The following is an 11,466-nucleotide window of genomic DNA, read 5'->3' as shown; positions in this document are numbered from 1 at the left end:
CAGGGCCACACGGCCACCTCACCCCGACCGCCGCCCCACCTCCTTCCCCACCACCTCACCCCGACCGACTCCTCACCGACCCACCACGCGGACGCCTCCCCGCCGCCCGTCCCACCGCGTGGCGACGCGTCTCCCGCCCCCGACGTGCCACCCTGGACCTCATGCCCGAAGGCGACACCGTCCACCAGGCAGCCCGGCGTCTGCACACCGCCCTCGCCGGGCACACCGTCACGCGCTCCGACCTCCGCGTTCCCAAGCTCGCGACCGTCGACCTCACCGGGCGCACCGTCCTGGACGTCACCCCGCGCGGCAAACACCTCCTCACCCGCTTCGAGGGCGGGCTCACCCTGCACTCGCACCTCCGCATGGACGGCTCCTGGCGGCTGTACGCCCCCGGCGAGCGTTGGAACGGCGGCCCCGGGTACCAGATCAGGGCGATCCTCGGCACCGCCGAGCGCACGGCCGTCGGCTACCGGCTCCCGGTGCTCGAACTGCTCCGCACCGCCGACGAGGAGAAGGCCGTGGGCCACCTGGGCCCGGACCTCCTCGGCCCCGACTGGGACCCGGACCTGGCCCTCACCAACCTCCTGGCGGCCCCCGAGCGCCCCCTGGGCGAGGCCCTGCTCGACCAGCGCAACCTCGCGGGCATCGGCAACGTGTTCAAGTGCGAGATCTGCTTCCTCCTGGGCGTCACGCCCTGGCTGCCCATCGGCGAGCTGCCCGCCGAGACGGCCGCCCGCATCCCCGCGCTCTCCAAGAAGCTCCTGGAGATCAACCGCGACCGTCCGGACCGCATGAGCACGGGCCGCGACCGCCCCGGCCACCGCCTGTTCGTGTACGGGCGCGCACCCCGCCCCTGCCTGCGGTGCGGCACCCCCGTACGCAAGGGCCAGCAGGGCGACGGCTCCCGCGACCGCCCCACGTACTGGTGCCCCACCTGCCAACCGGGCCCGACCGCCTGAATCCGGCAACCCCACGCACTCCCTGGCAACCCCAGGCAACCTCGATTAACACCGCACCAGTTGACGCCCCGTCAGATACAGCCGTACCGTCCCGTCATGCCCCTCAAGGCGTACGACCTCAGCGGACGCACCGCATTCGTCACCGGCGCGGCCAGCGGCATCGGCCGGGCCTCGGCCGTACTCCTCGCGGAAGCGGGCGCCACCGTCCACTGCGCCGACCGCGACACCCAGGGACTCCACGAGACGGCCACACTCATCAAGACCGCGGGCGGCGCCGCGCACACCCACTCCGTGGACGTCGCCGACAGGGCCCAGGTAGAGCAGGCCGTCACGGCCGCCACCTCGACCACCGGCCGCCTGGACGTGATGGCCGCCATCGCGGGGATCATGCACAACAGCCCGGTCCTCGAGACCCGGGACGAGGACCTCGACCGGGTCCTGAACATCAACTTCAAGGGCGTCCTGTACGCCTGCCAGGCCGCGGCCCGCGCGATGATCGCGGCGAAGGCCGGCACCGCGGACGCGACACACGGACGCGGCAGCATCATCACCATGGCCTCGGGCGCCGTGGACACCGGCGGCCCCGGCCTCCTCTGCTACGGCGCGGCGAAGGCCGCCGTGGTGCAGCTCACGAAGACCCTGGCCACCGAGGTGGGCCCGCACGGCATCCGCGTCAACGCCGTGGCGCCGGGGTGGATCCGTACCCCCATGACCGACCGGCACGACTCCGCGGCCCAGGCACACACCGAAAGCCTCATGGTCCGCATGTCCCCCTTGGGCCGCGTCGGTGCACCGGAGGACATCGCCCACGCCGTCCTGCACCTGGCGTCCGACGCATCGGCCTTCACGACGGGACAGATCCTCCGCCCGAACGGCGGCGTCGCCATGCCTTGGTGACAGCCCCGGCAACCCCCCGGACCGCACCTCGCGTCCCACCCGCGCCCCTCACCCCACCCGCGCCCCTCACCCCACCCGCACCGCTCACTCCACCCGCACCTCGCACCCCATCTGCACCCGCGCCCGCCCCACCACCAGAGCCCGCCCCCGAGCCCCACCGCCCGGCACGCCCCCTGGACCCGGCCCTGGAAGCACCCACCGCCCGCGACCACGGCACACAGTGCACCGGCAGCAGGCTCAACCCCCAGCCGCCGGCCGCGACGGCCCCTTCCAGGGCTCCCGCGTCGGGCGCCAGGGCCAACCGCAGCGCGGCCCACCACCAGAGCGCGCCCAGTGCGAGTACCGGCGTCCACCGCACGACTTTCCATGCCATGGCCACCACCTCCGCACCGGACCTGACGCGCCAAGCCCCACTCGACGTCGTCACGGCCCACTCAACGCCCGGTCGACGCTAGACGCGCGACCCGACCGGGCGGGAGGGCGCACCACAGGGCACACGAGGCACGGCCGACAACCTCATCAGCGAGCCCCGCCCCGGGACATCAGCCGTTCTCGGCCTGGAACATCCAGTGATGCTTCTCCAGGTCGGCCGTGATCCCGATGAAGATGTCCTGGCTCACCGGGTCCGCGTCGCCGGTCGCCGCGACCCGTTCCCGCATCCGCGTGATCACCGAGCAGAGCGCGTCCACGAGGGTGCCCACCGCGTCCGCGTCCTTGACCCAGCCGGCGGCGACCTCCCCGATGCCGCTGCTCCGCGCCACGGTCGCCGCACGCCCGTCGGGCGAGACACCCAGGGTGGAAGCGCGCTCCGCCACCGTGTCGGAGTGCGTCCGCGCCGTGTCCACGACCTCGTCGAGCTGTAGGTGGACGGAGCGGAAGCGGGTGCCGACCACGTTCCAGTGGATCTGCTTGGCCACCAGGGAGAGGTCGACCAGGTCCACCAGAGCGCCCTGAAGGGCCTCCGAGACCGTCTTCAGATCCGCATCGGACAGAGGGCTCTTCACGACGTACATCCAGCCTCCAAAGATCATGGGATCGCGTGAGCGAAAATCCCCACCAACCATGGCACAAGTACGCCAATAGGGACATCTCGAAGTAGCCGGAAAGGCCGGAAGATCCAGCAAGGACTCCGCAAGGCCCCCCCCCACCCACAAGGACCGCGCAAGGACCCAGCAAGGATCCAGGAAAGATCAACGCACAAAAGCCCCGGCCGGTGATCCGGCCGGGGCTTCGACACTTCTGGGAACGCTCACACGGCGTGCACGGTCATCGCAGCATCACGCCGCGACGACGTCCACCGCCTCCGCAGGCGCCTTGATCGTCACCCGTTCCGGCGGCACACCGCTCACCGAGACGGAATTGAGCATGGGGCGAACCGGTGCGCGCACCGGTTCCGTAGCCGCTGCCGACGCAGCCAGTTCGGCGAGAGAGAGCTCATCGCTCACCTCGCGCATGAGCTCGGACATCCGTACGTCAAGCGCGTCGCAGATCGCGGAAAGCAGCTCGGAGGATGCCTCCTTCTGCCCCCGCTCCACCTCGGAAAGATAGCCGAGCGAGACTCGGGCGGACGAGGAGACTTCGCGCAGAGTACGGCCCTGGCGCTGGCGCTGCCGACGCAGCACGTCACCCAGCAGGCGACGGAGCAGAATCATCGGTGGCTCCCTCCTCGGACCGCGTAGCCGCATCCTTCACGCCCCACCGTACCGCCTCGCGCGGCGGCCGTGCGGGGAGCGATGTCGTGTTCACTCAGGGCTGCAAACATCAAGTCCCCCCGTTCTGTTCCGTATCCTGTGCCCGCTCGTTCCCGGCACGTTCGCCGGACAGCCGCTCGACCAGCAGCCTGAGCACGCTCCGTACACTCTCCATACGAATGTCCGAACGCCCACCGTTCAACCTCAGAGCGGTGACTTTCCCCTCAGAGCGAAGAGCGGAATCCCCTCCACCAACCGTGGAGACAGGCCCGGCGACCGCCACGAACACGGTGCCGACCGCCTGTCCGTCCTGCGGATCGGGCCCCGCGACGCCCGTGGTCGCGATTCCCCAGTCCGCACCCATGACCTTGCGCACACCCGCCGCCATCTGGAGCGCCACCTCGGCGTCCACGGCACCGCGCTCGGCCAGCAGAGTGCCGTCGACCCCGAGCACCTCGTGCTTCAGCTCGGTCGCATACGCCGTCACGGACCCCCGGAAGACACGAGAGGCTCCCGGCACCGCCGTCACCTCGGCAGCCACCAGGCCCCCGGTGAGCGACTCGGCGACCGCGAGGGTCTCGCCGCGCATCTGAAGCAGCCGCAGCACCTCCGCGGCCGGACCGAGAGACGTCACGGGGCCGACTCCCTGGACCCTTCGCCAGAAGCGGGAGCAGGCTCGGCTGCGGCGGCGGGGGCGGAAGCAGCCTCAGGCTCAGAAGCAGACGCGGCAGACGAAGCAGCCACAGACGGCGCGGCAGCCGAAGCAGACCCCGCAGCCACAGAGGACCCAGAAGACCCCGCAGCCACAGAAGGCGCACCAGACGAAGAAGGCCCAGCAACCACAGAAGCCCCAGAAGACCCAGCAGCCCCAGAAGACCCAGAAACAACCGACACCGCCGCAGCCGCCGCCGCGGCAGCAGCCGAAGCCGCCGACGCCGCTTGCGCCTCCGCGAGGCCCCGGCGCCTCAGCACCACGGCCTGCCGGATGTAGTCGAGCCCGGTCACGACGGTCAGGACGACGGCGACCGCCATCACCCAGAACCGCAGCGTGGCGAGCGGGCCGGTCAGCGCCAGGACGTACATCCCGGCCGCGACGCCCTGCCACAACGTCTTCATCTTGCCGCCGCGACTGGCCGGAATGACGCCGAAGCGGATCACCCAGAACCGCAGGAGCGTGATCCCGAGCTCACGTCCGAGAATGACGCCCGTCACCCACCACGGCAGATCGCCGAGGTAGGAGAGACAGACCAGCGCGGCGCCCATGATCGCCTTGTCGGCGATGGGGTCGGCGATCTTCCCGAAGTCCGTGACCAGGTTGTACGTACGTGCCAGATGCCCGTCGAAGAGGTCCGTGATCATGGCGACGGCGAACGCCGCCCAGGCCCACGCGCGCCAGGCCGGGTCGTACCCGCCGTCCGCGAGCAGCAGCATCACGAAGCCGGGCACGAGGATCAGCCGGATCACCGTCAACAAGTTGGCGACGTTCCACACGCTGGCCTGATTGACGGCCGCAGCGCCCAACTTTCCACCGCGCACCGGCTTGGCGCCCTGCGCGCCGGAGCCGCCCGCCGCGGATGCCGGGACTCCGGTCATCTGCGCGCCTCCTCGGCCGGGGTCCGGGGCCCGTGCCCCAGAATTTCGCTGTACTCAGCCACCAGGTCCACGCCTTCCGTGCCGACCACCTTTGCCACGACCATACGACCGACCCGCAGGTCATCCCCACCCGTGGGACCCGCGAAGCGAATCTGGCCGTCCGTCTCGGGCGCCTGGTGGGCCGCCCTGCCGATCGCGCCGTCCTCGTCGTCCACGGACTCCACGAGCACCTCGACGGTCTCTCCGAGACGGTCGTCGGCGCGCTGCGAGGTCAGTTCCTCGGCGAGCCGCGAGATGCGGGCGAGCCGCTCGTCGACGACGTCCTGGTCCAGCTTCTGCTCGTACGTCGCCGCTTCCGTGCCTTCCTCGTCGGAGTACCCGAAGACGCCGATGGCATCCAGGCGCGCACCCGTGAGGAACCGCTCGAGCTCGGCCACGTCGGCCTCGGTCTCACCGGGAAAGCCCACGATGAAGTTGGACCGCACACCGGCCTGCGGGGCCTTGGACCGAATGGTGTCCAGGAGCTCCAGGAAGCGGTCGGTGTCCCCGAAGCGCCGCATGGCCCGCAGCACGGCGGGAGCGGAGTGCTGGAAGGACAGGTCGAAGTAGGGGGCGACCTTCTCCGTGGAGGTCAGCACGTCGATGAGCCCGGGGCGCATCTCGGCGGGCTGGAGGTAGCTGACGCGCACCCGCTCGATCCCGTCGACGGCGGCGAGCTCGGGCAGCAGCGTCTCCAGGAGCCGGATGTCGCCGAGGTCCTTGCCGTACGAGGTGTTGTTCTCGGAGACGAGCATGACCTCCTTGACGCCCTGCTCGGCCAGCCAGCGGGTCTCGCCGAGCACGTCCGAGGGGCGCCGCGAGATGAAGGACCCGCGGAAGGAGGGAATGGCGCAGAAGGAGCAGCGCCGGTCGCAGCCCGAGGCCAGCTTCACCGAGGCGACGGGGCTGGTGCCCAGGCGCCGGCGCAGCGGGGCGCGCGGCCCGGAGGCGGGCGCGACGCCGTCGGGGAGGTCCACGGGGGCGTGCCCGGGCAGCGCGACGTCCGAGCCGGCCTCCTGGCGCTCCGCGGGGCTGATCGGCAGCAGCTTGCGCCGGTCACGCGGGGTGTGGGCCTCGACACTGCCGCCGCCGAGGATGGTCTGGAGGCGGTTGGAGATGTCGGAGTAGTCGTCGAAGCCGAGGACACCGTCGGCTTCGGGGAGGGCGTCGGCGAGCTCCTTGCCGTAGCGCTCGGCCATGCAGCCGACCGCCACGACGGCCTGGGTCTTGCCATGACCCTTCAGATCATTGGCTTCCAGGAGGGCGTCGACGGAGTCCTTCTTGGCGGCTTCGACGAATCCACAGGTGTTGACGACGGCTACATCCGCGTCTTCGGCGGCCTCGACGAGCTGCCAGCCGTCCGCCTCCAAGCGGCCTGCGAGCTCCTCCGAGTCCACCTCGTTACGGGCGCAGCCAAGAGTGACAAGGGCGACGGTACGGCGTTCGGGCATGGTCTCAAGACTACTTCGTCCGTGCCCGGGCCCCCGCCGCGAGGGTCCGGGCCGCCGTCACAAGGGCTCAGCCGCCAGGGCTGAGGCGATAGGGGCCGAGGCGTGAGCCCCGTGGCGCAAGGGGCGTGGCACACGGACCAGGACTCAGCCGACCTCGGGATCACCCTTGGTGTACGTGAGCCGCTCGACCTGGCCGGGTTCGAATTCGTTCTCGACCGTCTTGCCGTTCACGAACAGCTTGATCGCGCCCGCGTCGCCGAGGACCAGGTCGATCTTCTGCTTGTCCTGGAAGGTCTTCGACTTGCCTTCCTCCAGGACGCCGTCGAAGAGGGTCCGGCCGTTGTGGTCCTTGGCCGAGATCCAGCTGCGGCCGTCCGCGGCGTTGACCTTGACGGTGACCTTGTCCTGCGGGGCGCCGGCGATCGCGCTGTCCGACGGGTCCGGCTTGGGGTCGGCGGGCTTGTCCGGCGCGGGCTTCGTGGCGGGCTTGCTGGTGGCGGGCGTGGCACCCTCGGCGACCTGCGACTTCGACCCGTCCTTCTCGTCCCCGCCGCTGAACGCGGTGAAGCCGACGAAGCCGATGACCGCGACGATCGCCGCGACCATGGCCGCGGTCCAGTTCGGGCGGCGCGGTTCGGACCTGATCCGCTCGGCCTCGAAGAGCGGCGCCGCCGGAGTGGGCGCGGGCGGGCGACCGCCGTGCGCCTCGTCGTACCGGGCGAGGAGCGGGGCCGGATCGAGTCCCACGAAGCGGGCGAGCGTCCGGATGTGTCCGCGGGCGTACACATCTCCGCCACACCGGGAGAAGTCGTCCTGTTCGATCGCGTGCACGATCGGGATGCGCACCCGGGTGGACGTGCTGATCTCGTCGACGGTCAGGCCCGCGTCGATGCGTGCCTGCTGCAGCGTGCGCCCGATCGAGGGCCGGTCGTCAGCCGGGCTCTCAGCTGCCGGACGGTCGTCAGCGGGCCGGTCGTCTGTGGGTCGGTGGTCTGAAGGGCGGTCGTCTTCAGGGGAGTTGCCGATGGACACGGGGGCGCCTTTCGAGCGTGTAGCCACCTGCCGGATGTTCAGTCTAGGGGGGGTCGCGAAGGGTGGGGCAACTGGGCGACGGACTTTGTACGCCATCGGAATGGCCGGACATCCTCATAGTGGGGGGTGGTGCTGTCCCTCCCCTCAACTTGACGTATGCCGAAGGGAAACGGTTGCCTGCCGCTCCCTTATGGGTGAGCCTCCCCGCGGATCACCGCGAGCACGCCATCCAGCTCATCGGGTTTCACAAGAACGTCACGAGCTTTTGAGCCTTCGCTGGGCCCGACGATGCCGCGCGACTCCATGAGGTCCATGAGCCGTCCGGCCTTCGCGAAGCCGACGCGCAGCTTGCGCTGGAGCATCGACGTGGACCCGAACTGTGTGGAAACCACCAGCTCAGCGGCCTGGCAGAGCAGATCGAGGTCGTCGCCGATGTCCTCGTCGATCTCCTTCTTCGGCTTGCTGCCCACCGTGACGTCTTCCCGGAAGACGGGGGCCATCTGGTCCTTGCAGTGCTGGACCACCGCGTGGATCTCGTCCTCGGTGACGAAGGCGCCCTGCATTCGGGTGGGCTTGTTGGCCCCCATCGGCAGGAAGAGGCCGTCACCCTTGCCGATCAGCTTCTCGGCACCCGGCTGGTCGAGGATGACGCGGCTGTCGGCGAGCGACGAGGTGGCGAAGGCGAGCCGCGAGGGCACGTTCGCCTTGATCAGACCGGTCACGACGTCCACGGACGGCCGCTGCGTGGCGAGGACCAGATGGATGCCCGCCGCTCGGGCGAGCTGGGTGATGCGGACGATCGAGTCCTCGACGTCGCGCGGGGCGACCATCATCAGGTCGGCGAGCTCGTCGACGATCACCAGCAGATACGGGTAGGGGGTGAGCTCGCGCTCACTGCCCTCGGGCGTCTTGAGCTTGCCGTCGCGGACGGCCTGGTTGAAGTCGTCGATGTGGCGGTAGCCGAACGCCGCCAGGTCGTCGTAGCGCAGATCCATCTCGCGCACGACCCACTGGAGCGCCTCGGCGGCCCGCTTGGGGTTGGTGATGATGGGCGTGATCAGGTGCGGGATGCCCTCGTACGCGGTGAGCTCGACGCGCTTGGGGTCGACGAGGACCATGCGCACGTCCTCGGGGGTCGCCCGCATCATGATCGACGTGATCAGGCAGTTAATGCACGAGGACTTTCCGGAGCCGGTGGCTCCGGCGACCAGGATGTGCGGCATCTTGGCCATGTTGGCCATGACGTAGCCGCCCTCGACGTCCTTGCCGAGCGCCACCAGCATGGGGTGGTCGTCCTCGGCCGCGTCCGCCAGGCGCAGCACGTCGCCGACGTTGACCATCTCGCGGTCGGTGTTCGGGATCTCGATGCCGACCGCGGACTTGCCGGGGATGGGGCTGATGATGCGCACGTCGGGGCTGGCGACCGCGTAGGCGATGTTCTTGGCCAGCGCGGTGATCTTCTCGACCTTCACGGCCGGGCCGAGCTCGATCTCGTACCGCGTGACCGTGGGGCCCCGCGTGAAGCCGGTGACGTCCGCGTCGACCTTGAACTCGGTGAAGACGTTGCTGAGCGAGGCGACGACCGTGTCGTTCGCGGCGCTGCGGGTCTTGCCCGGACCACCGCGCTCCAGCAGGTCGAGCGAGGGCAGCGAGTACGTGATGTCCCCGGCCAGCTGGAGCTGCTCGGCGCGCGCCGGCAGGTCCCGCGGCTGCTCGGGGGCGGCCTTCGTCAGGTCCTTCACGCCGGAGGCCGAGGTGTCGCGGGACTCCCCCGGCTTCTTGCGGAGCACGCCCGGGGGCGGGCTGTCCGTGGCGCGCGCGGTCGGCACCGGAGCGGAGCCCTCCGCGGGGTGCTCCGACGACTCGGGCTTCTCGGGCTTCTCGTGGCGCTCCCCGGAGACGCTCTGCGTGAGGTCGGCGACCACCGGCGACGGCGGCATCCCGTGCAGGACGGCCCCGTCCAGGGCGGCGGCAGCGGCGGCCGCCACGTCCACCGCGTCCATGGGGCGGTCCAGAGAGGGCTGTGACGCCCTGCGGGGCCTGCGGCGGCGGGTGAGGGCCTCCTCCTCAGTCTGGTCCGGGTCGTAGGCGTCGGGGGCCTCGGCGCGCCTGCGCGAGCGGGCGGGCAGCGCCTCGCGCCACTGCTCCTCGTACCGCTCGTCGTCCGCGTAGTCGCCGTGGTCGCCCTGGAACGCCTCGGGCTCCGCCTGGACGATGCCGAGCTTGGTGCCCAGCAGCCGCAGCCGCTGCGGGATGGCGTTGACGGGCGTCGCGGTGACCACGAGCAGCCCGAAGACGGTCAGCAGGACGAGCAGCGGTACGGCGAGGACCTCGCCCATGGTGAAGATCAGCGGCGTGGACGTGGCCCAGCCGATGAGGCCGCCGGCGTCCCTTATGGCCGCCATGCCGTCCGCGCGGGCGGGCGAACCGCAGGCGATGTGCACCTGGCCGAGGATCCCGACCACGAGCGCGGACAGGCCGATCACGATGCGGCCGTTCGCCTCGGGCTTCTCGGGGTGCCGGATCAGGCGTACGCCGATGACCGCGAGCAGTATCGGCAGGAGCAGATCGAGGCGGCCGAACGCGCCGGTCACCAGCATCTCGACGAGATCGCCCACGGGGCCGCGCAGATTCGACCACGTGCCCGCGGCGACGATCAGCGCGATGCCGAGCAGCAGCAGCGCGACGCCGTCCTTGCGGTGGGCCGGGTCGAGTCCCTTGGCGCCTCGCCCTATGCCGCGGAACAGCGCGCCCACGCTGTGCGCGAGACCGAGCCACAGAGCCCGCGCGAGGCGGTACACACCGCCGGTGGGACTGGGCGCCGGCTTCGGTACGGGCTTCTTGGCCACGGCTTTCTTGGCGGGCGCCCGCTTCGCCGGGGCCTTCTTGGGCGGCGGCTTCCTGGCGGCGGCCTTCTTCACCGGAGCCTTGGGGGGCGCGGCCGCTTTCTTCGCGGGCGTCTTCTTGGCTGCGGACGGACGTGAGGCCATGGGTCTGAGGTTACCGGTGCAGACCACTGCGGACACGTGTGCCCACTGCTTCACCCGTTGGTGTCGCCCTTGCGGAGGCGGTGAACTGACGGATGTTCACCGCCTCCGCGTCGGGCTCAACTCTGTGAGGACACCGAAGGCGCACCGCTTCCGGTGCCCGGCTCCAGGGCGTCAAGAGCCCGCCGAAGGCCGGTGAGTTTGCGTTCGAGATGGGCGGCGGTGGCGACGGCGGCGGCATCGGCCGAGTCGTCGTCCAGCTGCTTCGAGAGCGCTTCCGCCTGTTCCTCGACCGCCGCGAGACGCGCGGAGAGCTCCGCGAGAAGCCCGGCGGGCTCCTTGGCGTCACCCGCCGCGGACTTGCCGCCGCCCTCCAGCTGGAGCCGCAGCAGCGCCGCCTGCTCGCGCAGTTGGCAGTTCTTCATGTACAGCTCGACGAATACCGAGACCTTCGCGCGCAGCACCCACGGATCGAACGGCTTGGAGATGTAGTCCACCGCACCGGCCGCGTACCCGCGGAACGTGTGGTGCGGTCCGTGGTTGATGGCGGTGAGGAAGATGATCGGGATGTCCCGGGTCCGTTCCCGCCGCTTGATGTGCGCGGCGGTCTCGAAACCGTCCATGCCCGGCATCTGGACGTCCAGCAGAATGACCGCGAAGTCGTCCGTGAGTAGTGCCTTGAGCGCTTCCTCCCCGGACGATGCCCGTACCAGGGTCTGATCGAGCGCAGAGAGGATGGCCTCCAGCGCCAGCAGATTCTCCGGCCGGTCATCGACCAGGAGGATCTTGGCCTTCTGCACCATGGCCCGCCCTC

The 11,466-nt window shown here is 70.5% G+C and carries 10 protein-coding genes; 2 read left to right on the top strand and 8 right to left on the bottom strand.

Annotation, left to right across the window (positions count from 1 at the left end; all coding sequences use genetic code 11):
• Nucleotides 1-161 precede the first annotated feature (161 nt).
• Together QBL25_RS29865 and QBL25_RS29860 are read left to right on the top strand one after the other, a co-directional pair.
• Complete coding sequence (locus QBL25_RS29865; RefSeq protein WP_409060036.1) at nucleotides 162-962, top strand: Fpg/Nei family DNA glycosylase; 801 nt, start codon at nucleotides 162-164, stop codon at nucleotides 960-962.
• A 96-nt stretch (nucleotides 963-1,058) separates the two neighbouring features.
• Nucleotides 1,059-1,859, top strand: coding sequence for an SDR family NAD(P)-dependent oxidoreductase (locus QBL25_RS29860; RefSeq protein ID WP_409060035.1), 801 nt, complete (start codon nucleotides 1,059-1,061; stop codon nucleotides 1,857-1,859).
• A gap of 542 nt (nucleotides 1,860-2,401) precedes the next feature.
• On the opposite strand, the gene QBL25_RS29855 is transcribed toward QBL25_RS29860, so the two are convergent.
• From QBL25_RS29855 to QBL25_RS29820, 8 genes are all read right to left on the bottom strand, one after another.
• On the bottom strand, nucleotides 2,402-2,872 hold the full coding sequence (locus QBL25_RS29855; RefSeq protein ID WP_409060034.1) for a Dps family protein: 471 nt from the start codon (nucleotides 2,870-2,872) through the stop codon (nucleotides 2,402-2,404).
• Between the two features lie 264 nt (nucleotides 2,873-3,136).
• Nucleotides 3,137-3,511 carry a helix-turn-helix domain-containing protein gene (locus tag QBL25_RS29850; protein ID WP_160507571.1) on the bottom strand — a complete coding sequence of 125 codons (375 nt, stop codon included), beginning with the start codon at nucleotides 3,509-3,511 and terminating at the stop codon, nucleotides 3,137-3,139.
• Nucleotides 3,512-3,620: 109 nt separating this feature from the next.
• A complete protein-coding gene (locus QBL25_RS29845; RefSeq protein ID WP_409060033.1) occupies nucleotides 3,621-4,184 on the bottom strand; it encodes a CinA family protein in 564 nt (187 codons plus the stop codon).
• Complete coding sequence (gene pgsA / locus QBL25_RS29840; RefSeq protein ID WP_409060032.1) at nucleotides 4,181-5,143, bottom strand: CDP-diacylglycerol--glycerol-3-phosphate 3-phosphatidyltransferase; 963 nt, start codon at nucleotides 5,141-5,143, stop codon at nucleotides 4,181-4,183. Before pgsA ends, QBL25_RS29845 begins: the two co-directional genes overlap by 4 nt.
• A complete protein-coding gene (gene rimO, locus QBL25_RS29835) occupies nucleotides 5,140-6,633 on the bottom strand; it encodes a 30S ribosomal protein S12 methylthiotransferase RimO (RefSeq protein ID WP_409060031.1) in 1,494 nt (497 codons plus the stop codon). Before rimO ends, pgsA begins: the two co-directional genes overlap by 4 nt.
• A 144-nt stretch (nucleotides 6,634-6,777) precedes the next feature.
• Nucleotides 6,778-7,665, bottom strand: a complete 888-nt coding sequence (locus tag QBL25_RS29830) for a helix-turn-helix domain-containing protein (RefSeq protein ID WP_409060030.1) — start codon at nucleotides 7,663-7,665, stop codon at nucleotides 6,778-6,780.
• A gap of 188 nt (nucleotides 7,666-7,853) precedes the next feature.
• Nucleotides 7,854-10,655: a DNA translocase FtsK gene (locus QBL25_RS29825; RefSeq protein ID WP_409060029.1), complete on the bottom strand. Its 2,802-nt coding sequence runs from the start codon at nucleotides 10,653-10,655 to the stop codon at nucleotides 7,854-7,856.
• 116 nt (nucleotides 10,656-10,771) lie between these two features.
• Nucleotides 10,772-11,455, bottom strand: a complete 684-nt coding sequence (locus QBL25_RS29820; protein ID WP_160507566.1) for a two-component system response regulator — start codon at nucleotides 11,453-11,455, stop codon at nucleotides 10,772-10,774.
• Nucleotides 11,456-11,466 lie beyond the last annotated feature (11 nt).

This window comes from Streptomyces sp. SYP-A7185 (assembly GCF_046103685.1).
Taxonomy (GTDB): domain Bacteria; phylum Actinomycetota; class Actinomycetes; order Streptomycetales; family Streptomycetaceae; genus Streptomyces.
This window is presented reverse-complemented; position numbering and strand designations above follow the sequence as displayed.

Bases quoted from the DNA above. Each gene is read 5' to 3' on its own strand.
- rimO (WP_409060031.1), bottom strand. From the start codon at position 6,633: ATGCCCGAACGCCGTACCGTCGCCCTTGTCACTCTTGGCTGCGCCCGT.
- pgsA (WP_409060032.1), bottom strand. From the start codon at position 5,143: ATGACCGGAGTCCCGGCATCCGCGGCGGGCGGCTCCGGCGCGCAGGGC.
- QBL25_RS29855 (WP_409060034.1), bottom strand. From the start codon at position 2,872: ATGTACGTCGTGAAGAGCCCTCTGTCCGATGCGGATCTGAAGACGGTC.
- QBL25_RS29850 (WP_160507571.1), bottom strand. From the start codon at position 3,511: ATGATTCTGCTCCGTCGCCTGCTGGGTGACGTGCTGCGTCGGCAGCGC.
- QBL25_RS29820 (WP_160507566.1), bottom strand. From the start codon at position 11,455: ATGGTGCAGAAGGCCAAGATCCTCCTGGTCGATGACCGGCCGGAGAAT.
- QBL25_RS29825 (WP_409060029.1), bottom strand. From the start codon at position 10,655: ATGGCCTCACGTCCGTCCGCAGCCAAGAAGACGCCCGCGAAGAAAGCG.
- QBL25_RS29860 (WP_409060035.1), top strand. From the start codon at position 1,059: ATGCCCCTCAAGGCGTACGACCTCAGCGGACGCACCGCATTCGTCACC.
- QBL25_RS29865 (WP_409060036.1), top strand. From the start codon at position 162: ATGCCCGAAGGCGACACCGTCCACCAGGCAGCCCGGCGTCTGCACACC.